The sequence below is a fragment of the Mammaliicoccus sp. D-M19 genome (assembly GCF_022386695.1).
GTDB lineage: Bacteria > Bacillota > Bacilli > Staphylococcales > Staphylococcaceae > Mammaliicoccus > Mammaliicoccus sciuri.
The window spans coordinates 230,407-255,366 of sequence record NZ_JAJNHW010000002.1 but is presented as its reverse complement, the minus strand read 5'-3'; the positions used below and the strand labels follow the sequence as shown (position 1 = coordinate 255,366).

General features: G+C 31.9%; 22 protein-coding genes, 1 riboswitch and 1 other annotated feature. All 22 genes read right to left on the bottom strand.

What is annotated here, in order from left to right:
- Nucleotides 1-4: 4 nt before the first annotated feature.
- The 22 genes from LQ675_RS06790 to mdh all read right to left on the bottom strand — a co-directional run bounded on the left by LQ675_RS06790 (nucleotide 5) and on the right by mdh (nucleotide 24,904).
- Nucleotides 5-838, bottom strand: a complete 834-nt coding sequence (locus LQ675_RS06790) for a cytochrome C assembly family protein (protein WP_048539625.1) — start codon at nucleotides 836-838, stop codon at nucleotides 5-7.
- Nucleotides 839-858: 20 nt separating this feature from the next.
- Nucleotides 859-2,196: a glutamyl-tRNA reductase gene (hemA, locus tag LQ675_RS06785; RefSeq protein WP_048539624.1), complete on the bottom strand. Its 1,338-nt coding sequence runs from the start codon at nucleotides 2,194-2,196 to the stop codon at nucleotides 859-861.
- A 74-nt stretch (nucleotides 2,197-2,270) separates the two neighbouring features.
- Complete coding sequence (yihA, locus tag LQ675_RS06780) at nucleotides 2,271-2,858, bottom strand: ribosome biogenesis GTP-binding protein YihA/YsxC (RefSeq protein WP_025904289.1); 588 nt, start codon at nucleotides 2,856-2,858, stop codon at nucleotides 2,271-2,273.
- A gap of 149 nt (nucleotides 2,859-3,007) precedes the next feature.
- Nucleotides 3,008-4,270 carry an ATP-dependent Clp protease ATP-binding subunit ClpX gene (gene clpX / locus LQ675_RS06775; RefSeq protein WP_048539623.1) on the bottom strand — a complete coding sequence of 421 codons (1,263 nt, stop codon included), beginning with the start codon at nucleotides 4,268-4,270 and terminating at the stop codon, nucleotides 3,008-3,010.
- 123 nt (nucleotides 4,271-4,393) lie between these two features.
- The gene (gene tig / locus LQ675_RS06770; protein ID WP_058592064.1) at nucleotides 4,394-5,674 is read right to left on the bottom strand and encodes a trigger factor; all 1,281 of its coding nucleotides are present in this window, start codon (nucleotides 5,672-5,674) and stop codon (nucleotides 4,394-4,396) included.
- Between the two features lie 93 nt (nucleotides 5,675-5,767).
- Nucleotides 5,768-6,697 carry a hypothetical protein gene (locus LQ675_RS06765; protein ID WP_048539621.1) on the bottom strand — a complete coding sequence of 310 codons (930 nt, stop codon included), beginning with the start codon at nucleotides 6,695-6,697 and terminating at the stop codon, nucleotides 5,768-5,770.
- 2 nt (nucleotides 6,698-6,699) lie between these two features.
- Entirely contained in the window at nucleotides 6,700-7,323 is a 624-nt protein-coding gene (locus LQ675_RS06760) for an NUDIX domain-containing protein (RefSeq protein ID WP_048539620.1), read from the bottom strand.
- A 149-nt stretch (nucleotides 7,324-7,472) separates the two neighbouring features.
- Nucleotides 7,473-7,832 carry a 50S ribosomal protein L20 gene (rplT, locus tag LQ675_RS06755; protein ID WP_025904294.1) on the bottom strand — a complete coding sequence of 120 codons (360 nt, stop codon included), beginning with the start codon at nucleotides 7,830-7,832 and terminating at the stop codon, nucleotides 7,473-7,475.
- Between the two features lie 42 nt (nucleotides 7,833-7,874).
- Entirely contained in the window at nucleotides 7,875-8,075 is a 201-nt protein-coding gene (rpmI, locus tag LQ675_RS06750; RefSeq protein ID WP_016910907.1) for a 50S ribosomal protein L35, read from the bottom strand.
- A 25-nt stretch (nucleotides 8,076-8,100) separates the two neighbouring features.
- A complete protein-coding gene (infC, locus tag LQ675_RS06745; RefSeq protein WP_025904295.1) occupies nucleotides 8,101-8,631 on the bottom strand; it encodes a translation initiation factor IF-3 in 531 nt (176 codons plus the stop codon).
- 23 nt (nucleotides 8,632-8,654) lie between these two features.
- Nucleotides 8,655-8,780, bottom strand: a sequence feature (ribosomal protein L20 leader region).
- Between the two features lie 52 nt (nucleotides 8,781-8,832).
- On the bottom strand, nucleotides 8,833-10,326 hold the full coding sequence (locus LQ675_RS06740; RefSeq protein WP_048539812.1) for an amino acid permease: 1,494 nt from the start codon (nucleotides 10,324-10,326) through the stop codon (nucleotides 8,833-8,835).
- An 88-nt stretch (nucleotides 10,327-10,414) separates the two neighbouring features.
- Nucleotides 10,415-10,587, bottom strand: a riboswitch (Lysine riboswitch).
- Between the two features lie 69 nt (nucleotides 10,588-10,656).
- On the bottom strand, nucleotides 10,657-12,585 hold the full coding sequence (thrS, locus tag LQ675_RS06735) for a threonine--tRNA ligase (protein ID WP_048539619.1): 1,929 nt from the start codon (nucleotides 12,583-12,585) through the stop codon (nucleotides 10,657-10,659).
- A 314-nt stretch (nucleotides 12,586-12,899) separates the two neighbouring features.
- Nucleotides 12,900-13,820, bottom strand: coding sequence for a primosomal protein DnaI (dnaI, locus tag LQ675_RS06730; protein WP_048539618.1), 921 nt, complete (start codon nucleotides 13,818-13,820; stop codon nucleotides 12,900-12,902).
- Nucleotides 13,820-15,202, bottom strand: a complete 1,383-nt coding sequence (locus LQ675_RS06725) for a replicative helicase loading/DNA remodeling protein DnaB (protein WP_075578018.1) — start codon at nucleotides 15,200-15,202, stop codon at nucleotides 13,820-13,822. The genes dnaI and LQ675_RS06725 overlap by 1 nt, the downstream gene beginning before the upstream one ends.
- Before the next feature lie 11 nt (nucleotides 15,203-15,213).
- Nucleotides 15,214-15,672 carry a transcriptional regulator NrdR gene (gene nrdR / locus LQ675_RS06720; protein ID WP_025904300.1) on the bottom strand — a complete coding sequence of 153 codons (459 nt, stop codon included), beginning with the start codon at nucleotides 15,670-15,672 and terminating at the stop codon, nucleotides 15,214-15,216.
- Between the two features lie 178 nt (nucleotides 15,673-15,850).
- Nucleotides 15,851-16,885, bottom strand: coding sequence for a glyceraldehyde-3-phosphate dehydrogenase (locus LQ675_RS06715; protein WP_058611694.1), 1,035 nt, complete (start codon nucleotides 16,883-16,885; stop codon nucleotides 15,851-15,853).
- Nucleotides 16,886-17,047: 162 nt separating this feature from the next.
- Nucleotides 17,048-17,644 (bottom strand): dephospho-CoA kinase, encoded by a 597-nt coding sequence (gene coaE, locus LQ675_RS06710; protein ID WP_239727266.1) that lies wholly within the window; start codon nucleotides 17,642-17,644, stop codon nucleotides 17,048-17,050.
- 8 nt (nucleotides 17,645-17,652) lie between these two features.
- Complete coding sequence (gene mutM, locus LQ675_RS06705; RefSeq protein WP_078355895.1) at nucleotides 17,653-18,525, bottom strand: DNA-formamidopyrimidine glycosylase; 873 nt, start codon at nucleotides 18,523-18,525, stop codon at nucleotides 17,653-17,655.
- Nucleotides 18,526-18,546: 21 nt separating this feature from the next.
- On the bottom strand, nucleotides 18,547-21,168 hold the full coding sequence (polA, locus tag LQ675_RS06700; protein ID WP_107602430.1) for a DNA polymerase I: 2,622 nt from the start codon (nucleotides 21,166-21,168) through the stop codon (nucleotides 18,547-18,549).
- Nucleotides 21,169-21,417: 249 nt separating this feature from the next.
- The gene (gene pnpS / locus LQ675_RS06695) at nucleotides 21,418-23,124 is read right to left on the bottom strand and encodes a two-component system histidine kinase PnpS (RefSeq protein WP_239727264.1); all 1,707 of its coding nucleotides are present in this window, start codon (nucleotides 23,122-23,124) and stop codon (nucleotides 21,418-21,420) included.
- A complete protein-coding gene (locus tag LQ675_RS06690; RefSeq protein WP_048539611.1) occupies nucleotides 23,117-23,827 on the bottom strand; it encodes a response regulator transcription factor in 711 nt (236 codons plus the stop codon). Before LQ675_RS06690 ends, pnpS begins: the two co-directional genes overlap by 8 nt.
- Before the next feature lie 144 nt (nucleotides 23,828-23,971).
- Nucleotides 23,972-24,904, bottom strand: coding sequence for a malate dehydrogenase (mdh, locus tag LQ675_RS06685; protein ID WP_048539610.1), 933 nt, complete (start codon nucleotides 24,902-24,904; stop codon nucleotides 23,972-23,974).
- Between the last annotated feature and the right edge of the window lie 56 nt (nucleotides 24,905-24,960).

The following is a 24,960-nucleotide window of genomic DNA, read 5'->3' as shown; positions in this document are numbered from 1 at the left end:
TTGTTTAGTTAAACCATTGATGAAATCCTGAAAATTTTGAGACCACCAAATAATTTATCATACACACGAGAAACATCATAATATTTGCTATAACTAACGTTTTTGTGTTGATTGATTTTCTTACTCTTAAAAATAAATAAATACCATAAAGTAGTAAGACTATTAATGAACCGATTACTTTACTATCAATCCAAATTTCACTACCAATTATAATAAGTCCCCATTGAATGCCAAGTATTAAACTAATTAATAAGACTAAAAATCCTACTAATGTAAATCTGAACACATTTTGTTCTAATTGGTCAATACTGCCCATTCTAAAGAACTTTTGATTAAATTTTTTCTCTTTTAAATTTTTTCTTTGTAACAAATACAAAATTGCATGTGATGTACTCAATGCAAAAAGAACATAGCTTAAAATAGCTAAAGAAATATGTATTAAAAGTAATTCATTCATTATATTTGCTGCAGTATTTTCTGTGTCATACTGTTCAGGTCTAAATGTATGAATAACTAGAAATACAAACCCAATCAAATTGATAATAAAGACTGTTAAATCTGTGGATTTAAAATAATTTAAAACTAATGAAACAGTGATAATCATCCATGTATAAAAATAAAATCCTTCGAAAATCGTTAGTACAGGGAATTGTTTAGTTGTAACAATATACATGCACAAAAAGATTGTTTGAAAAATCCAAACAATCCCTAGCGTATAATACCCAAACTTTCTAACTTTAGAATTCTTTTGAATAAAGTCATAAAAATAGCACCCTAAACAAATCATGTAAATAATTAATACTATTTCATGCAAACGTACAGAAATTACATCTTGCATAGCATCACCATTATTTTGTATTAAGATTCAACTGTTTTAGGAGACAATTGATCTTGTTTTAATTCTTTCTTAGTTTCATTTATTCGCTCAACTTCACTTGAGATATTGAAGATTTCTTGGAATAATTCTAATTTTTCTTTTGATTTTTTGTCCGTTGATAATTCTTTTGCTTGTGTAATCGGATCTTTTAATAGTTGATTGACGATACTTTTCATATGTTTAGAAATAACTTTACGCTCTCTGTCAGTCATATCAGGTAACTTTCTTTCTACACTCATCATAGTATCTTGTTGTATATGTGATGCTTTATCTCTTAATGCCGTAATAATTGGCACAACACCTAGCATATTTACCCATTCTTCATGTTTATCAATTTCTTTAGCAATTAATAATTCAATTTCACGTGCTGCTTGTTCACGTTCTGCTAAATTAGCATCAACCAGCCCGTTTAAATCATCTACATCGTAATTAAACATTAATTCTAAATCATTTACTTCTGGGTCTATATCTCGAGGTACCGCAATATCAATTAATACTAACGGTTTATTTCTTCTAAAACGCTCTACATCACGCATCATATCTTTAGTTAATACATAATGTTCCGCACTTGTTGAACTAATCACAATATCCGCTTCCATTAATGAACATTGTAATTCATTGATGCTTTTCGCTACACCTTTATACTGCATCGCTAGTGATTCTGCTTTTGCTACTGTACGATTTAAAACAGTAATGTCATTAACACCACTACCATTCAAATTTGCAACAGCTAACTCAGCCATTTCCCCAGCACCAATGATTAATGCTTTCTTATTATCTAATTTACCTAAAACCTTTTTAGATAATTCGACAGCTGCATAAGATACTGAAACAGCATTTGACGCAATATCAGTCTCATGATGCGCACGCTTAGCTAAAGTAATTGCTTGTTTAAATAGACGGTTAAACATAGTTCCAGTTGTAACCTCTGTTTGCGCAATTTGAAATGCGTCTTTCATTTGACCTAAGATTTGAGTCTCTCCTAGAACCATAGAATCTAATCCTGAAGTCACTCTAAATAAATGTTCCACTGCATCATTCTCAGTTAAAACATTTGTATATTGTTTAATTGTATCTAATGATTGATCAAACCAGTCTGCTAAAAATGACTGAATATAATATTTACCAGTGTGGATTTGATCTACAACAGCATATACTTCAGTTCTATTACAAGTCGATAAGATTACACATTCTAATATAGATTTTTGATTGTTTAGTGTTACAAGCGCATTCTCAATTTCTTGATCATTAAAAGCTAGTTTTTCACGCATTGCAACATCTGCAGTCTTATAGTTTACGCTTACTACAACAACATGCACTTCTAACGCCCCCATTAATTTATGTCCAATGTCTAAATTATAACATTTCTAATCTAGAAATGTGAGTAATTTGTTTAAATAAATTGTGACAATAATGCCCAAATATTGTCTGTCTTATCTTTGTTTAAAGATGAGTAGCTAATCAATTTATCTTCAGGATCTAATTCTAAGGTTTGTCTAATGATTTTTAAATGCTTTTGTACTTTACCTTTAGGAATTTTATCCTCTTTAGTCGCAATGACGATAGTTGGTATTTCAAAATGCTTCAGATAGTTATACATCAACACATCATCTTGAGTTGGTTTATGTCTAATATCAACTAATTGAATCACACATCTTAATGCTTCTCTAGTTGTTAAATACTGCTCAATCATTTTACCAAACTGTTCTCTTTGTTTTTTACTAACTTTAGCATATCCATAACCTGGTACATCTACAAAGATAAGTTGCTCATCGATATTAAAGAAATTTAATGTCTGTGTCTTACCTGGTTTCGATGAAGTTCTTGCAACTTTTTTTCTTGAAATTAACGTATTAATAAATGTTGATTTACCAACATTTGAACGTCCGCTAAGTGCTATTTCTGGCAAACCAGTCTCAGGATATTGTTTCGGATCTACTGCACTGATTATAATATCTACATTATTCGGATTAATTTTCATCGTTTTCTCCTACAAGTTTGTTTCTTTTATTATATCTTATCTTGCTTATATTTTAAACACAGTAACGTTAGCTAAATCAAATCACTTTTAAACATTAAATAAGGCTGAGACAGTTAATAACATGTCTCAGCCTTGGTAATCATATGTGATTATGCTGATGTTTTTTCATCGTTGATTAAATTACCTTCACTATCATATAAGTTTGGTAATTTATAATCTCTAATTGTATCTTCAGTAATAACAACTTTACTTACATCAGAGCTAGATGGAATATCAAACATAATATCGATTAAAGCTTCTTCAATAATTGAACGAAGTCCACGTGCACCTGTTTTACGTTCTATTGCTAATTCACTAATAGCCGTAAGTGCTTGTTCATCAAATTGTAGTTCAACATCATCTAATTCAAGCATCTTAGTATATTGTTTAACTAACGCATTCTTAGGTTGCGTTAAAATATTTTTCAATGCATCAACATCTAATGTTTCAAGGTTAGCTACAATTGGAATTCTACCAATAAATTCAGGAATTAAACCATAAGACTGTAAATCCTCTGGTCTAATTTGTGATAGTAATGATTCTTCGTCACTAATTTCATCACCTGAGCTACTAAAGCCGATAACTTTTTCACCAAGTCTACGTTTAATAACTTCATCAATACCATCGAAGGCACCACCAAGGATAAATAGAATATTTGTTGTATCTATTTGAATAAACTCTTGGTTTGGATGCTTTCTTCCACCTTGTGGCGGTACACTTGCTGTCGTACCTTCTAAAATCTTAAGCAACGCTTGTTGTACACCTTCACCAGATACGTCACGCGTAATTGACGTATTCTCTGATTTACGTGCAATCTTATCAATTTCATCCACGTAAATGATACCTTTTTCAGCACTTTCAACATCGAAATCTGCTGCTTGGATTAATCTTAATAATATATTTTCAACGTCTTCACCAACGTAACCTGCTTCAGTTAAACTTGTTGCATCTGCAATTGCAAATGGTACATTTAATGATTTAGCTAACGTTTGTGCAAGCAATGTTTTACCACTACCAGTAGGTCCGATTAATGCGATATTACTTTTCTGTAATTCAACACCATCTTCGCTTTCAGAAGGTTGTTGTACACGTTTATAATGATTATAAACAGCTACAGCTAATGATTTTTTCGCATTTTCTTGACCGATAACATAATCATTTAATTGTTCCATAATTTCTTTAGGTGTAGGAACATCAGTAAACTGTTCTGGTTCTTGTGACTTTAATTCTTCCTCTACAATTTCAGAACACAATTCTATACATTCATTACAAATATATACGCCACTACCAGCAACAAGTTTTTTAACTTGATCCTGTTCTTTACCACAGAATGAACATTTTAAGTTTTCTTCACCATCGTTAAATTTAAACATTTTTACACCCCTATTCTTTTTAGACTATACTAAATGTTTTTTACTTTTTCAAATTAAACGGACTAAAAAAGAATAGTAGCAGAAATATTCTGCTACTATAATTACTTTAATACCGAATAATTATTATTCTCCAGCTGATTCAGCTACTAATAAATCGATAACTTTTTGGATTTTAAGGTCATTAACTAAAATATCGTTATTACCTAAAGTTGCTTTAATATCTTCAACAGATAATCCAAATTGTTCGCTCATTTTAGCGAATTCAGCTTCAACATCTGCATCAGAAACTTCGATATTCTCTGCATCAGCAATAGCTCTTAAAGTTAAATTAGTTTTAACGCGTTTTTCAGCATCTTCTTTCATTTGTGCTTTAAGTTCTTCTTCTGATTGACCTGAGAATTGATAGTATAACTCAAGGTTTAAACCTTGTTGAGAAATACGTTGTTCAAATTCTTGCATCATACGATCTAATTCTGTATTAACCATAGCTTCAGGAATATCAACTTTTGCATTGTCAGTAGCTTTTGTAATAGCTTCTTCTTTTTCAGTTGCTTCTGCTTGATTAACTTTAGCTTCTTCTAAGTCTTTACGTAATTTTTCTTTATATTCATCAACTGTGCTAACTGATTCGTCAAGTTCTTGCGCTAACTCGTCATCTAATTCTGGAATTTCTTTAGATTTTACTTCGTTAACTTCACATTTGAATGTAGCTTCTTTACCAGCTAATTCTTCAGCGTGGTATTCTTCTGGGAATGTGACAACAACATCTTTGCTATCGTTAGCTTTAAGACCGATTAATTGTTCTTCAAATCCAGGGATGAATGATCCAGAACCAATTTCAAGATCATAACCTTCTGCTTGACCACCTTCGAAAGCTTCACCATCAACATAACCATCAAAGTTAATGTTAACAACGTCTCCTTCAGCGATTTCGCCTTCTTTAACTGTTAATTCAGCTTGACGGCTTACTGCATCTTCAATTGCTTGATTGAATTCTTCGTCAGTTACTTCACGATCTTGTTTCTCGATTGAAAGACCTTTATAGTCTCCTAATTCAACTTCTGGTTCAACTGTTACAGTTGCTTCAAAGATAAGTTCTTTACCTTTTTCCATTTGTGTAACGTCGATTTCTGGACGATCAACTGGGTTGATTTCTGCCTCTTCTACTGCATTACCGTATGCTTCAGGTAAAATGAAATCTAAAGCGTCTTGGTATAATGATTCAACACCAAATCTTTGTTCAAATAATGGTCTAGGCATTTTACCTTTACGGAAACCAGGCACATTAATTTGTTTAACAACTTTTTTGAATGCTTTGTCTAATCCTTTATCTACTTCTTCTTTAGGAACCGTAACAGTTAATAAACCTTGGTTACCTTCTTTCTTTTCCCATGTTGCTGTCATGAATAAAAACCTCCGTGATTATCCTAATTTTATAAATTTTCAACTCTTTAATTATAACATAGCTTTCTAATGTTTCAACTATAGTGTTTATATTCATTGTAATTTTTGAATGACTTCAATGAACATGTCCCAATCTTGTTGAGTCACACTTTCGTAGTTAGCGTCTATATTAAAACGTTCTGATAAAAGTTTCAAGTAACATGCAACTAAAACATCATCATTTATATCATTTAGTGTAATTGGATACATAATAATAGCATGTTGATTTAATAAACTTTTAGCTAACTCTATAGATGAAGGGCTATCAATTTCAAGTTGATCAATTACTTTAGGAATGATATTTTGTGTAAAATTTGTTCTTTCTATACCTGGTAATTCTGTTGGTATAACTGTAATAGTCTCATCTATTTTATCGAATTTAACTTCGGCTGACCATTCACTTAATCTTAAATATTCTAATATTAAACTTTGTACATTAGGATGCAATAATTCATTCTCAATTATTTGAGCTAAAGTTAAATTAAATATCCCTAAGTGGTGATCTATTAAGTCAATAAGCAGGTTAATTTGTCCTTCAAATTGTGTTTCTTGAAATGCTCTCAATACCTCTGAAGCTTTCAATTGCCTTTGGTTTAACTTTTCTTTAGCCATATCTTGAATAGGTAGCAATGCCATTCTAGTAGCATGTTCGATATTTTCATCTTTAATTTGATTAATAATTTCAACTACCGTTTGATATTGTTCTAAAAAGTATAAACTTTCTACAAAATATATAACTATTTTATCATATAATGGATGACCTTGATTCAGCAATATACTTGCTTCTTCTCTCAATTCAAGATAGTAACCGCAAGATTTTAAGACTTCACATTTCTTTATTGATAGGTCATCATCCATCTTAAAATGTTGCTCATACGTCTCAAACAATTCATATGCTTCATCAAATTGTTCATTTCGGATCGCAAGATTAATATTGTTAACCAGTTGTTTTTTTAATTTTGGAAATGGAATAATTTCACTCAAGGTTACTCACCTCTTCTGTATATACCATCTATAATAAGACTACTCCATGTTTCGTAATTCTTATGATTTAACAATTCTGATTGATCAGCCCACTTGATTTTCAACGTGTCTGTTTCGACTGCTTCAACGCTAGATTTATTAACCTTTAATTTAAAAACAACACCAATATGAACTTTTCCAACTTCATCTTGATCATCGTTTATAAATCCAATTAACTCCATATTTGCTACATCTTGTTTATTTAAACCAACTTCTTCTTCAAGTTCTCTTGCAGCATTCTCTCTGATGACCTCTTCAACTGTTACAGCTTCAGGGACATCATTCATATGACCGCCTACTCCAATTGAACTTAAACCATGTAATCGGCTTTCGCCACCACCAGTTAATCTTTCATATACAAGTACTTCGTCGTCCTCATTTTCTAATATGCAATATGAAATAAGTTGTTTATATGAAGGATCTTCTTCCATATCTCCACGACGTTTTGTTTCAAATTGACTAATTGTTTCATAAATATATTTAGTTTCTTCATCTTGAATAGATTTAAACCCATCAAATTGATAAGCTTCGTTTTTAAATATTAATTTACGTGGTACAACTGTAATCATTTCATCAAATTTAGACATAATAAACTCCTTATTCTTATTTCTACACTATTTTACCAAAGCGAATTTGAAGCGTAAAGAAGACGAATCTTCTACTTTATTATTTCATAAAAAAAGCCATCAATAAAGTTAATAACTTTATTGACAGCTTATACAACAATGAAATGCAATTATTTAGCTAAAGCGTCTTTAGCTTTAGTAGCTAATTCAGCAAATGCTTTTTCGTCTGAAATAGCGATTTCAGAAAGCATTTTACGGTTAATTTCAATACCAGCTACTTTAAGACCATTCATTAAACGGCTATAGCTGATGTCGTTTTGACGAGCTGCTGCATTAATACGTGCAATCCATAATTTACGGAATTCACGTTTTTTCTGACGACGGTCACGGTAAGCGTAGTTACCAGATTTCATAACTTGTTGCTTAGCAACTTTATATAATGTATGTTTTGAACCAAAGTAACCTTTAGATAATTTTAAAACTTTTTTACGACGAGCTCTCGTCACTGTTCCACCTTTAACACGTGGCATGATAATTCCTCCTTAAAATGGACCATTAGTCCGCTATGTTTATTATTTTACGTACGTTAACATTTGTTTAACTCGTTTAGTATCTGATTTAGAAACTAATGAAGCTTTACGCAATTTACGTTTTGCTTTTGTAGATTTGTTTGCGAATAAGTGTGAAGTGAACGCTCTAGAACGTTTTAATTGACCTGAACCAGTTCTTTTAACACGTTTTGCTGCTCCACGATGAGTTTTCATTTTAGGCATTGAGATTTCCTCCTATAATTTCGGTTTATTTGTCGTTTGAAATCGGCGCTAACATTAAGAACATTGAACGCCCTTCCATTTTAGGTCTTTGTTCAACTGTTGCTATGTCTTTACAAGATTCTGCAAAGCGTTCTAACACACGTTGACCAATTTCTTTATGCGTGATTGCACGACCTCTAAATCTAATAGATACTTTAACTTTATCTTCTTTAGATAAGAATTTTTGAGCATGTTTCAATTTAGTTTCGAAGTCATGTTCTTCGATAGTTGGACTTAATCGAATTTCTTTAACATTGACTACTTTTTGTTTCTTACGCATTTCTTTTTCTTTCTTCTGCTGTTCGAATTTGTATTTACCGTAATCCATAATTCTTGCAACAGGTGGTTTAGCATTAGGCGCTACGATTACAACGTCTAAATCTACTCTTTCAGCCATTTCAAGGGCTTCATATTTAGATTTAACACCAATTTGCTCACCATCTTGGCCAATAAGGCGAAGTTCTTTTGCACGAATTTTGTCGTTTACTTGAGTCTGATCTTTAGCTATGGTTGACACCTCCTAGAATTTTACGAAGTCGTCCAAGAAAAAAAGAACGAATGCATAATGCACCCGTTCTCATCCATAAACTTTAAAGGTTTATTGTACCTGCTAACTGCTTTACGCGTCACTACAGGTGAGAAGCGGGTATGCTTCTACTTGGTCCGTTTCGTATTCAACAAAACTTATCTTACCAATTATAAACCCTTATGTCAATGTTTATTTAATATTCTTTTCAAATTCTTTCATATCCACATCTTGACTTAAGTCAACTTTATCAAGTGGAATCATTTTAGTTCTGTATTTTAGTTTATGAAAAATATAAAACGCTAAAAATACAGGAATACCCATATAAGTAATAAAGAATCTTCTTGGTTCGAATTCACCAGTTTGGATGAAATCAACATCTTGCCCTACGATTACAATTGCACATAATACAAAAGCAAACAATGGACCAAATGGGAACCATTTAGCTTTATATTTTAATTTTGTCTTATCATAATCTTGTAGATCAAATGCTCTTCTAAATCTATAATGACTGATTGCGATTCCTAACCATGCAATAAAGCCAGTCATACCTGAAGCAGCAATAATATATTCATATGCGCCACCACTTAAATGCTCAATTGCAAATATAAGAACAACAACTACTGCTGTTGCAAATAATGCTGTGTAAGGTACACCTGATTTATTTGTTTTTGAAAATACTGGTGAAGCTAATTTATCTTTACTCATTGAAAATAGCATTCTAACTGAAGCATACATACCAGAGTTACCTGCTGATAATACTGAAGTTAAAATGACAGCATTCATAAATGAAGCTGCAAATGCTAAACCAGCATTCTCAAATACAAGAGTAAATGGTGATTTCGCAATTTCGTCTCCACCCATTAAGTTTGGATTTGTATAAGGAATAATCATACCAATTACAAAGATTGCTAAAATATAAAATAATAAAATTCTCCAGAATACTTGTTTAATCGCTTTAGGTACTGCTCTTTCAGGATTTTCAGATTCTCCAGCTGTAATACCAATCAACTCGGTACCTTGGAATGAGAATCCTGCAACTAAGAATACACCTAATACAAGTAAGAAAGTATTAACATTCGAGTCACCTAAGAACGGTGCGTCACCTGCTACAAAGTTATCGAAACCTAAGTATTCGCCACCTAATAAGCCGAATATCGTTAATAAACCTACACCAATGAAAATAATAACTGTCGCTACTTTAATAAATGCAAACCAGTATTCACTTTCCCCGTATACTCTAACTGAAAGTGCATTAAGGCCAAATATAATAACCATAAAAATGACACTCCATAACCATGATGGAACGATTTCTAGTGGTTCCCAATAACTCACAACTTGAGATGCAATTGTGATATCAGCTGCAACTGTGATAACCCAGTTAAACCAATAGTTCCATCCTAAAGCAAATCCTAGTGATGGATCGACAAATCGTGTTGCGTAAGTACTAAAAGAACCAGAGACTGGTAAATAAGTTGCCATTTCTCCTAATGATGTCATAAGGAAGAAGACCATCAAGCCAACTATTGCATATGCTAGTAATGCACCACCCGGTCCAGCATCTCTAATCGCTCCGCCAGAAGTCATAAATAAACCTGTACCAATACAACCACCGATGGCTATCATAGAGATATGTCTATCTTTGAGTTTCCTTTGAATATTGTTCGTTGATTTTTCTTGATTCATTGCTATTTCCTTTCTCCATTCCACAATCGAGCCACTAAAAAAGTCGCATATCTCAAGAGATATGCGACCGATATATGAACATTCCATACAAATTGGTAGCACATCACTTAGTGTGACAGTCCAGTATCTATTAAACACTGGCCCAACAAATCATATTATGGATATGATTTGTTTCGGCGATGCACCCTTTCGTTATTTCAACATACGCGCCATTACGCTTCTGAATAATTACTCTTGAGCATCGCAACCTCTAACTCATTACTGAGGAATATTTAATTAAATTTCACTATTAAAACTATACCCGATGATTCCAGAAATTTCAATAGGCTATTACTTTTTTAGTCGAATTTCATCCACAATATTCCAGATAAACTCGTCTTTTTCAACTGTTTTTGAATCTTTTGATCCGTATTGACGTACATTTACTTCTTGGTTTTCAACTTCTTTATCACCAACAACGATTTGGTACGGTATTTTTTGCATTTGAGCTTCACGAATTTTATATCCCATTTTCTCGTTACGGTCATCAATATGAACACGTACACCTTGAGATTTCAATTCATCATTTAATGCTCTTGCATAATCGTAATGTAAGTCAACATTTACAGGTATAATTTCCACTTGTCTTGGTGCTAACCAAAGTGGGAATGCACCTTTAGTTTCTTCTATTAAGAATGCAGTAAATCTTTCCATTGTAGAAATAACGCCCCTATGAATAACAACTGGACGATGTTCTTCACCATCATTACCAATGTAAGTTAAATCAAATTTTTGTGGTAATAAGAAGTCTAATTGTGCAGTAGATAAAGTTTCTTCTTTACCCATTGCTGTTTTAACTTGAACGTCTAATTTAGGACCATAGAATGCCGCTTCACCGATTGCTTCTTCATATGGTAATGCCATTTCATCGATTACTTCTTTAAGAACTGCTTGCGCTTTATTCCACATTTCGTCATCATCGAAGTATTTTTCTTTATCTTCAGGATCACGATAACTTAATCTGAATGTATAGTCCTCGAATCCGAAATCTTTATACACATCAAGAATCATATTAACAACGCGTTTAAATTCTTCTTTAATTTGGTCTGGACGAACAAAGATATGTGCGTCATTTAAAGTCATACCTCTTACACGTTGTAATCCAGATACTGCACCACTTGCTTCATATCTATGCATCATACCTAATTCTGCTATACGAATTGGTAACTCTCTATATGAATGACGACTATTTTTATAAATCATCATGTGATGTGGACAGTTCATAGGTCTAAGCACAAGTTCTTCATTGCCTAAATCCATTGTAGGGAACATATCTTCGTGATAGTGATCCCAATGTCCAGATTTCTTATAGAATTCTACATTAGCCATAATTGGTGTATAAACGTGGTCATAACCCATAGCGACTTCTTTATCTACAATATAACGTTCTAATTCACGTCTAATAGTTGCGCCATTTGGTAACCATAAAGGTAAGCCAGCACCTACATCTTGATTAGTTGTAAATAATTCTAATTCTCTACCGATTTTACGGTGATCACGTTCTTTTCTTTCTTCTAATACTTTCAAGTATGCTTTTAAGTCTTTTTTATCAAAGAATGCTGTTCCATAAATACGTTGCAACATCTTATTGTTTGAGTCACCTCTCCAATAAGCACCTGCAGTAGATAATAATTTGAATTCTTTAATTTTTGAAGTTGAAGGCACATGTACACCGCGACATAAATCTGTAAATTCACCTTGAGAATAAAGTGTTACATTTTCATCTTCAGGAATAGCATCAATTAATTCTAATTTATATTCATCATTTTTAAAGAATGCTTTCGCTTCATCTCGACTTACAACTTTACGTTCAATTTTAAAGTTTTCATTCACAATTTGTTTCATTTCTTTTTCGATTGTTTCAAAGTCGTCACTAGAAATTTTATGTTCTGTATCTACATCGTAGTAGAACCCACCTTCGATTACAGGACCTACGCCAAACTTCACATCACCATATAACCTTTGTAAAGCTTGTGCCATTAAATGTGCAGTTGAATGTCTTAACACTTCCAAAGCTTCATCGCTTCCAGGTGTAACAATTTCAATTTCCCCATCATTTTCTAAAGGTCTTGTTAAATCTACTAATTGTCCATTAAATTTACCTGCTACAGCTTTCTTTCTTAAACCTGGACTAATGGATTGTGCGATTTCTTCAGTAGTTGTGCCTTGTTCAAACCCTTTCACATTACCATCCGGAAACTTAATATTTATCTCACTCATAACGACTTCCTCCTCTTTTTTATTAAAGAACACAAAAAAGAGACCTCATCCAAAGGGACGAAATCTCTCGCGGTACCACCCTCATTAACGCACTTAACGTATAAGTACGATAACTCTACATAAGATAACGGTCTTGAGCCGAATGTGGATTAACACATCATGTATTGAGGGAGTAACTATTTATATTGCATTATCTCAATTTCAGCTCAATGAGACTCTCTGTGAATGCTTTATAGACGTCATGTCCTCTAAATTTGTATATTCATTTACGATAATTCAATTATACAACTCTACTGTAAAATATCAAGCTAAAATTAAGCGCGATAGTTTTTACCATCTAATTCATATGGTTCAGAGATTGTTTTGATGCGTTCCATAATTCGACTAGCTTTTGTAATCTCTGCACCTTGTCGTGTTTTGCTCAAATGGAATTCTAATTCATCAAAGTTAAAATTCGAACTAAAGAATGTCGGTAATTTATGGACCATTCTATAATGCAATAATGGACCCAATATTTCATCACGAACCCATGGCGTCAGTTCTTCAGCACCGATATCATCTAGCATCAACACTTTAGCTTCACGTGCCGCTTCAAATCGACTACTGAACGATCCATCATTAAATCCATTTTTAAGCACTCTAATAAATTCAGGTAAATATATAATCGTTGAAGGTTGCTTTTTAACTTTTAACTGATTCGAAATTGCACCTAATATATACGATTTACCCGTTCCGAATGGACCATGTATATATAGCCCTTTAACTTCTTCACCTGCTACAATTTTATTACAAATATCCATAGCTTTCTTAATGATTTGCATACGAGACTCATTTTCGATGTATATATCTTTAATTGTCGCTTTCAACGTTTCTTCTGGCATTTGGAATGATGTAACTAAACTTGATTCAAACCTTTGTTCATCGTATTCGATTTTGTTCGGACAAGGTAAGTATCTCGTTTTGATATGGTCATTCTCAATGTATAGTTCAGGTACATGACCTTTCACAAAGTTGATACAAGTGCCATAACTACCACATTTCTCACAACATTTCGATTGATCTTTATACGCTTGTAATTGATCTAAATCTCTATCAATCATTTCGTTCGTTAATTCAGATTGATGTTCTTCTAAAAATGCCTTTACCTCTTTATGAGACAATGTATCTTTTTTAATTTTTTCTAATCGTTTTTGAAAATCTTTATTTTGTTTTAAATGTTGTCCAAGTGGTTCCATTATTGATCACCTTCTTTCCAAAAAGCTTCCATTTCTTTTTGAAGCGCTTGTTTTCTTTTTTCAAACGCAGCATCAGATTCATGATCATTTTGTATTTCTTCTTTAGTTGATTCAGAAGATTTTTGTTTTAATAACCATTCTGGTGTTTTTTCAATTGATTTTAATTTATAAGGGTTATTTGCATTATTTTTACGTTCTTTTTTCTTCTCAGCTTTTTGTTTATCAAGATTTTTAACATAATGATAGGCTTCTTCAGCTGAGGATAATTTAAGTTTCTTCCAATTCGAAGCAATTTCTTCAATATACGATTTCGGTAATTGCATATTATTTTTAAACATTACATACTCTAACAAGATGTTAATAACACCGTATGGTAATTTTTCGCGTGTAATAATATCTTCAACAGTTCTCTTTTGTGCAATTGTCGGTTCAGACTGCGTAAATGATGATAACACTTCTATTGGACTTGTCGTATCCAACAGTTCAAACCAAGACAACAAAGAGTTCACTTCACCGTTTTCAGAATGTATATTTGTTTTAGGTTTTTCTTTTTTTAAATCTAATGTTGGCAGTTCACCTTCATGTTCTATTTGATAGATTGTACGTGCATGTTTTCTTAAATCTTGTAATGAAATCGTTTGGTTTTCTGTAATGGATTTTAAGATAATAGACTTCATTTCAACCGGTGTAATACCATATAAAGTAGCAATTTGTATGATTACTTCTTTTGTCTGTTTACTTAAAATTTCTTTAGAAATAAAATGATTACTCAATAATAATTCTAACATTTCAAAATCAAATTGAACGTCTGACAAATCGAGGCCTTTACTTTTATATTCGGGTCGAATATTGATATCATCTTGTTGTTCAACATTCGTCAACTTTGGCACTTTAAAGACATCAGTAAAGCTCTTTGTTACTTCATGAAAGCCTTCTGTTGTCACACTGTCATCTTTATATCTATTTTTTAACCTAATATATCTCGCCTTACCAATTTGTTGATATAAAAATACAGATAATAAAGGATCATTAAAGAATTGCTCTGCTGTAGCAGGTTGCTCTAATTGATAAATAAATGATTGTGCTTCTTGATTCGTTTTAAAATATGTCTTAAGTAAGCCGATACCTTCTAACAAGTCTAAAGCATCTCTAAAGCTAGACAGATTAATTCTTAAATCATTCATAATTGTATAATGATTATACGCTTCTGCTTCATGATGATAATTAAACTGCGATAAATATAAATAAACACCAATTGCATCAGTTCCAATTAATGGCGTATATAAACTAACTAATATATCTTGATGTACATGTGTATAATTATAATTCGATTTAACATAGAAGCCATCACTTGGCTTGATACCACTAAAATATTCCGCCATTAATACTCACCTTACTTTCGGTCTTTCAATATGCCTTGCATAGACTTTAATAATTGATCGACATCTTTAAATTCTCTATATACTGACGCAAATCTTACATAAGATACTTGATCGACATCCATTAAATGTTCCATAACTTTTTCACCGATATCATTTGAAGATACTTCTGTATTACCTTCAGATCTTAATTCCTTTTCAACTTGATTTGTGATTTCTTCTAATTTTTGATAAGCAACTGGTCTTTTTTCACAAGAACGTACTAAACCGTTTAATATTTTATCTCTATTAAATGTTTGTCTTGCGCCGTCTTTTTTTACGACGATTAAAGGTGTGAGCTCTACCCTTTCAAAAGTTGTGAAACGAAATCCACATGATTCACATTCTCTTCGTCTTCTAATTGCCACTAAATCATCCGCGTGTCTAGAATCTACAACTTTAGAATTTTCATATTTACAGTTTGGACATCTCATTCGTTTCACCCCTCATATACTTATTACATAGGTTGATTATACAGTAGTTTGTTATTTTTTTAAACGCTCACTACTTTTCAAAATGCACTTATAGATACTTAACAGTATTATTATTCAATAAAAAACGTAATGCGGTATTTAATTTACCACATTACGTTTTAAATGTAACTTATATCACTTATGAAATTTTTTGTTCTCTCACTTCTGAAAGTATTTGAGCAATTTGTTCTGCAAGTTCAACAACTCTCATTGAGTAGCCCCATTCATTGTCATACCAAGCGAGTACTTTCACTTTATTATCTGCAATGACCATTGTAGATTGTTCGTCAACGATTGCTGAATGTGGATTCGTTTTGAAATCAATTGAAACAAGTGGTTCATCATTAATATCCATTATCCCTTTTAATGGTCCATTACTAGCTTGACGTAATGCTGCATTTACTTCTTCAACTGTTACATTTTGTTTTAAATCTACAACTAAATCAACAAGTGAAACATTAGAAGTTGGAACTCTTAATGCCATTCCATGCATTTTCCCTTCTAATTCAGGGAGTACAAGTGACAATGCTTTTGCTGCACCTGTTGAAGTTGGAATGATACTATCCGTACAAGAACGTGCTCTTCTCAAATCTTTATGAGGATTGTCTAAGTTCTTTTGGTCATTTGTAAATGCATGTACAGTTGTCATTAAACCATTTTCGATTCCAAATGTGTCATTTAAAACTTTGGCTACCGGGCTTAAACAATTCGTTGTACAAGATGCATTTGAAACAATATCATAATCATTTAAATCAAGTGCATCATCATTTACACCTCTAACAATTGTTTGAACATGGCCACCTTTAGATGGTCCTGTTAAAATAACTTTCTTAGCGCCAGCGTCAATATGTGCAATAGCTTTATCTCCATGATTAAATTTACCAGTTGCTTCTATAACAATATCAATTCCTAAAGTTCCCCACGGTAATAATTTAGGATCTCTTTCAGATACAAGTAAAATTTTATGACCATCAATGATGATGCCATCTTCAACTGCTTTAATTTCTCCATCTAATTTGCCATGTGTAGAATCATACTTAATTAAATGAGCAATTGTTTCTGGTGGATATGAAGCATTAATAGCCACAATATTTAAATCATTTGATTTAAGTGCACCTCTTAAGACCATTCTTCCAATTCTTCCTAAACCATTAATTGCGATATTTTTCTTCATAGTCGAGAACTCCTTTTAATGTGATATACTATTTATTGCAATTAGTATATCACATTAAAAGTTTGTTGAAAACGTTTTCTATTATCTTTTTCTTAAATAAATTAAAAAAGTAGATGAATAACAAATGCTATCCATCCACTTTCATATCAAGCTTATTTAATTTTAAAGATTTAATGCCTTACTTTTAAGCAAATCATTAATATTATGACGTAAGTCGTCTAAAGTTCCATTGTTATCAATAATACAATCAGCTAATGATTTCTTTTCATCTATTGGTATTTGTGATTGAATTCTTGCTTCTGCTTCTTCATCACTTAACTGATTACGTTCTTTAAGACGTAATATTTGAGTTTCTTGATTTGTATAAACTAACCAAGTTTCATCGACTGTATTTTGCAGTTTGTTCTCAAACAATAACGGAATATCCATTATGACATTTTTACCATTACTTAATGCCTCTTCTTTTTCTTTATCCATTATTGTTCTTACTATCGGATGAATAATATTGTTTAGTTTTTCTCGCATTGTTGGATCTTTGAATACGATAGATCCAACATATTGTCTATTCATTTCACCATCTATAATTGCTTCTTCTCCAAATACTTCTTTAACTTGTTGTAGACCAACGCTTCCTTTTTCGACTGCTTTTCGACTAGCTACATCGGCATCTACTATACAAAATCCTTTATCTTTTAAAATATGAGATACTGTAGACTTTCCAGTTGCAATACCTCCAGTTAAACCTATTACTTTCGCCATTTTTACACCTACTTTTGACAATTTGGACAATAGTGCGTGTTTCTTGTGGCAATGACTTTTTGTAATACTTGCCCACCACATTGGCCGCACACTTTTTTACCATATATTCTATGCTTTTCTTGCATTGTCCCTTTTTCACCATCTGCATTGTAGTAATCAGATATACTTGAACCACCGTTATCGATACCCTCTTGTAACACGTTAACCACTTCATCAAAGACCACTTTACACTCTTTTGAAGTTAAGTCTTTCACTGGTCTCATTGGAAGAACACCTGCTCTTAGCAAAGCTTCACAAGCATAAATGTTACCGCAACCTGAAATAACTGTATGGTCCAATATCGCGACTTTAATTGGTTTATTTATAAATTTATTTGACATTACTTTATTTAAGTAATGTTGGTAAGCTTCTTCAACAAACGGTTCTGGTGCAATCTTTAAGACTGAAGGATATTCACTTAAATCTTCTAATGCTCTTAATTCACCGAACCTTCTAATATCTGTGTAAATAAGCTGTAATCCGTTATCTAATTCAAATATCACGTGCCAATGCTTCCTATGGTTATCAACTTCAATATGACTTAATTCTGGAACTGTAAAGAATGCCCCCGTCATACCAAAGTGACACATAATAACATTGCTATTTTCACCGTTATCTATTTCCATAAAAATATATTTACTTCTACGATATACACTTATAATCTTGTAATGCTCAGTACGTTCTTTGAATAAAGCTAAAGAACTACCTTTAATAATTGTTTCTTTACCTGTCGATTTGCCCAATTCAACTTTTTCTGAAAAAGTTACTTTTTGTATTGTGGCACCGACAATTTTAGGTTCTATCACTTTTTTAACACTTTCTACTTCTGGTAACTCTGGCATATATGATCTTCTTTCCTTTTATTATTTAGCATCATACCAAGTTTGTCCTGAACTAGATTCTACACTTAATGGCACAGATAACTCGAGTGCATTATCCATAATATCTTCTACAAACGGTTGGAATGCTTCTAATTCATCTTCTGGAACTTCAAATATTAATTCATCGTGTACTTGTAATAATAATTTAGCTTTAAAATCTTTATCTTTCATCTTATTCGCAAATTGTACCATTGCTAATTTAATAATATCCGCTGCACTACCTTGAATTGGTGTATTCATAGCTGTTCTCTCAGCAAAACTTCTTAAATTAAAGTTACGATTTGTTATGTCTGGTGTATATCTTCTTCTGTGAAGTAGCGTTTCTACATAACCTTTTTGTTTAGCATCTTGTACGATTGTATCCATGTATTCTTTTACTTTAGGGAAACTATCTAAGTAATCATCAATAAATTGTTTGGCAGCTTTTCTTGTAATACCTAAACTTTGACTTAAACCATAGTCGCTAATACCATATACAATACCAAAGTTAACTGCTTTTGCTTGTCTTCTCATATTTGACGTTACTTCATCTTTACTCACATTAAACACACGCATTGCAGTTGTCGTATGGATATCTTCATTAGCAGTAAATGCCTCTTTCATATGTTCGTCGCCTGTAATATCTGCTAATACACGTAATTCAATTTGAGAATAGTCAGCAGCAAATATTACGTGATTCTCTTTACTTGGTCTAAATGCTTTTCTAATTTTTCTACCTTCTTCTAATCTTATAGGTATATTTTGTAAATTAGGATCAACTGAACTCAAACGACCCGTTTGAGCTAATGTTTGATTAAATCTCGTATGAATCTTCCCTTCAGACGTAATCATTTTTTGTAATCCTTCAATATAAGTAGACTGAAGTTTAGCTAGCTGTCTATAGACTAATATATCTTCAATAATTGGATGTTCATTACGCAATTGTTCTAACACATCAACTGCAGTTGAATAACCTGTCTTTGTCTTTTTAATAATTGGTAGTTTTAAATCTTCAAATAATACGACACCTAACTGCTTTGGTGAATTAATATTGAATTCCGAACCAGCATGATGATGAATTTGTTCAATCAATTTATCGATACGTACTTTCAAATCTTCTTGCATTTCAACTAAAGTATCTTTATCAACCGTTATGCCGATATATTCCATTTCAGCTAATACACGTGCTAACGGTAATTCCAAGTCATCGTGTAGACTTAATTGATCTTTTTCATCTAGTAATTGAATCATTTTATCTTTTGTTTCATAAACTGCCGTTACCTTTTTAGCGATACTTTCAAAAAGCATATCTTGTTCAGGGACGTGCAACTTTTTACCTTTGCCATATATACTTTCATCATTCGGTACATAATAAATGCCAAATTCTGATACGACTGAGTATACATCATCAATCGTTCTAGAAGGATCTAAAATATAACTCGCTAACATTGTATCGAACTGAATACCATTTATTTCGATACCTAACCTTTTACATAATATAATCGTCTTTTTAGCGTCATATGTTGCAAACGTTACTTGATCATTTTCAAGCCATTGTTGTAATTTTTTATGCTCTTTTAAAACATCAGGAGAAACAACATATGTTTCGTCATTTGCATGAATAGCAAATCCAAGTATATCTGCTTTTAAATAGTTTGCTTCGTTCGTTTCAAAATGAATAGCCGCTTCAGTCACACTATCAAAATCAAAGTCATCAATATGAGTTGAGTATTCAATCTCACGGTCATCTGTTGCTTCAGCACTTGCATCCATTTGATCAAGCAATTGTTTGAATTCTAATGTCTTAAATAACTTTATTTTCTCGTCATTACTTTGATCTGTAAGTTTCAACTCATCTATTGTAACTTCAATAGGAGACTCACGATTAATTGTAGCAAGCTCTTTACTTAACTTGGCATTGTCTTCGTTATCTATTAATTTTTCTTTCATTTTTGATTTCTTTAACTCATCAATGTTTTCATATACACCTTCTACAGTTTCAAACTGTTTCAGTAATTTAATTGCTGTCTTTTCACCAATTCCAGGCACACCTGGTATATTATCTGACTTATCACCCATAAGCCCTTTCATATCAATAATTTGGTTAGGTACTAAACCGTCATATTTTTCAGCGATAAATTCAGGTGTGTAATGATCAATATCTGTTACACCTTTTTTAGTATAATAAATCGTTACATTTTCACTTGCTAACTGAGTTAAATCTCGGTCACCCGTAATAATAATTGTCTTAATATTTTTCTCATCCGCTTCACGAGATAATGTACCGATAATATCATCTGCTTCATAATTTTCTAATTCATAATGTTTAATATGATAACTTTCCACAAGTTGTCGGATATATGGTAATTGGCTTCTTAATTCATCCGGCGTCTTCTCACGACCACCTTTATATTCACTGTACATATTATTTCTGAAAGTTGTTTTTCCAGCATCAAAAGCAACCATAAAATGAGTTGGCTCTTCTTCTTTGATTATTTTATCTAAAATCATTGTAAAACCATATATAGCATTCGTATAAACGCCAGCTTTATTTGTTAATAAAGGCAAAGCAAAAAATGCCCTAAATGATAAACTATTACCATCAATCAGTACCAATTTTTCCACGATAAGATACCTCCATCTTTATATTGATTATATTTTATCATATCTCACTATATAATAAGATTGTTTCGCATAAATAAAACGTTATCATAGTGTAATGATATAAATAGTTAAACCGATATTTAATTTTTCACAAAAAAAAAGCGAAATACACAATGTATTTCGCATAATCATCAAAATGAAGGGGTCTATATTTATTCTATCTCGTCATGATTAATTCAATATGAATAAATTGTAAAGATTATATAAAGATTACTTATTAAAGAGTTTTACAATAAAGTTAGATCCCTTTCCAACTTCTGATTCTACTTTGATTTGCCCATTATGTGCTTCTACAATATGTTTAGTAATGGATAAACCAAGTCCTGTTCCTCCTGAATCTCTACTACGCGCTTTATCAACACGATAAAATCTTTCAAAAATTCGTTTTTGTTCATCTTTAGATATACCTATACCATTATCTTTCACAGAAATGATTTGACCATCATCTACTTCTTTAATCGTTATAATAACTTCACTAGATTTCGGTGAATAACTAATGGCGTTCGTTAATAAATTAATCAATACTTGTGTTAATTTATCTTTATCTCCGTATCCATATACTTCTTTATCGATATGATTTGTAATGTGAATGTCTTTTTTAGAAGCAACATTTGATACTGTGTTAATCGAATGTTCGCCAATTTCTGTTAATGATATTTGTTCTTTCGGTATCTCGCTATTTTGTTCGATTTTTGATAACTCGAGTAAATCTTGAACAAGTGATTGAATTCGATTAGATTCTTCTAACATGATATTTAGGAACATATCTAACGATTCAGGATTATTTTTTGCACCATCTAATAATGTTTCTGCAAATCCTTTTATCGATGTGATTGGTGTTCTTAATTCATGAGATACATTTGCCACAAAATCTTTTCTCATATGTTCTAATTTCTTCAACTTCGTTATATCATGCATAACGACAACTAAACCTAATAGATTTCGTTTTTTTCGAGATAATACTGGAATTGCAGATACTTCAAAAAACTTATTATGAACATCATTGATATACATTTCAATTTGTTCAAACATAGGTTTTTCTAATTTTAAAGCTTCGTTCATCATCTGTATGATCTCAACATTAGGCATTACTTCTTTAAATAACTGCCCTTCAGCATGACTATTTCTGTCAAACAAGTCATGATACGTCTTATTCGCTATTACAATAACACCTTCTCTATCTAACATTAATATTGCACTTGGAATATTTTCTAAAGTCGTTTCCAATCGATTACGTTGCAATTTCTGTTCATTATTTAAATTATCTAATGTTCTAGCAAGTTCATTCGTATTAACAAAAAGTTCTTTCGTTTCTTTCACATTACTTTCTGGCACTCTAACACGATATTTTCCAGAAGCCAATAATTTAGTAGCATATGTCACTTCTTTAATAGGATGTATATAAGAAGTGTTAATATATCGAACGACAAAATAGATTAAAGGTAATGTAAAACATAAGACTAATAATAAATATTTCCAAATATCTTTTTGAATAATCTCTATCGTATCTGTATGTTTAGCAATGACAACTATATAATCACCATATGTTCTTGCATACATCACTTCAGATTCTGACTTATCTACTGCAAAATATTCATCAAAGGCCTTTGCATCAGATATAGCTTGCTTTTTATTTTGATTAAATATATTTGTATCTTTTTCACTTGATCGATATAACACACGTCCATCTTTTTGCAGTAAAATATCTTGATCAAACACACTCAAAATATCTTTAATATTTTCTGGATTATTTTTTGCAATATCGTATACTTTTTTGGATTCAGTCTTTAATAATTTTTGCTGTTGTTTAGAAATTAAATCGTAACTAGAATTATGAAGGAAAAACCCTAATATAAGAAAACTTACAACAGTAACCGTTGTAAGTATAATTAGTAATTTATTATAGAACTTAATCATTATTCTTTGGTCTTTCTAACTTATAGCCTAAACCTCTCACCGTTTTAATGAATTGAGGTTGCTTAGGGTTTTCTTCAAGTTTATCCCTCAAATGACTAATGTGCACGTCTACTATTCTAGAGTCTCCAGCAAATTCATAATTCCAAACAGAATTCAACATATGTTCTCTAGTTATCACACGACCTTGTCTTTCAATAAGGTAAAGTAAAAGTTCGAATTCTTTTGGTGTCAATTCTAATAATTCATCATTTCTGTACACTTCAAAGAAGTCAGGTCTAATTCTAATTGCACCTAAAATAATATCTTCATCTTCTTCTAAGTTTTTATTTTCAACTTGCCCAACACGTCTTAATATAGCTTTAACACGTGCTACAACTTCACGAGGTGAAAATGGTTTAGTCATATAATCATCTGCACCTAATTCTAGACCTAACACTCTATCAAATTCATCGTCTTTAGCTGTAAGCATAAGAATTGGAACTTGGTTTTTATCTGATCGAATCGTTTTACAAACTTCAATTCCATCTTTCTCAGGTAACATTACATCTAATACTACTAAATCTGGTTTCTCTTCATTTACTTTCTCTAACGCTTGAACTCCATCATAAGCTACAATTACTTGGTAACCAGCTTGTTCTATATTATATTTAAGCAATGTAACGATAGATTGCTCATCGTCTACTACCAATACTTTTTGTGACATTCAAGGTCCTCCTTAAGCGATTTAATATAATTATAACTTAAATTATTAAAAAAATAATGGTTATTTAGAGAACTTTACAAAAAGTTAACACTATCTAAATAAAAGAGACGCATTCAAAGCAGAATGCGCCTTTCAACTGTTATTTTATTGTAAAATATTCTTTACTGTTTCAACAGACTGAGCAGATTCATCAAGTAATTGCTTTTCTTCATCAGTTAAGTCTAACTCGATGATTTTTTCAATACCATTAGATCCTAATACAGTTGGTACACCTAAATAAATGTCTTGATAACCATATTCACCTTCTAAATAAGCAATTGAAGGTAATACTCTCTTTTGATCTTTTAATATTGCTTCTGTCATTTCAATTAAAGCTGCTCCTGGTGCATAGTATGCCGAACCATTACCAAGTAAGTTAACGATCTCAGCTCCACCTTTTCTTGTTCTATCAACAATTTCAGCAATTTTTTCTTCAGATAATAACTTTTCTAAAGGTACGCCACCAGCTGCTGAGTATCTAATAAGTGGAACCATTGTATCTCCATGACCACCTAATACAAATCCTGTTACATCTTTAACAGAAAGATCTAATGCTTCAGCAACAAATGTTCTAAATCTAGCAGTATCTAATACGCCAGATTGACCAATCACGCGCTCTTTCGGAAATCCTGATTCTTTATACACTGTATAAGTCATTGCATCAACTGGATTTGTTAAGACTAAGATAACGCAATTAGGTGAATATTTAACAATTTCTTTTGTTACGGATTTCATAACATTTTGATTTGTTTGTACTAAATCATCACGTGACATTCCAGGCTTTCTTGCAATACCCGCTGTAATAATGACAACATCTGAATCTTTTGTATCTTCATAATTAGCAGTACCTGTTACTTTTGAATCAAAACCTAATACCGGTGCACTTTCTGCAATATCTAACGCTTTACCTTTTGTTGGGTTTTCAGATTGAGGCATATCAACAAGTACAATATCACCTAACTCTTTTTGAGCTGCTATAAATGCAGCTGTAGCGCCAGTAAATCCTGCTCCAATGATTGAAATTTTCTTTCTTGCCATATTGTTCATCTCCTTATAATAAAAGGAAGGTTAATAAATAACCTTCCTCAAATAAC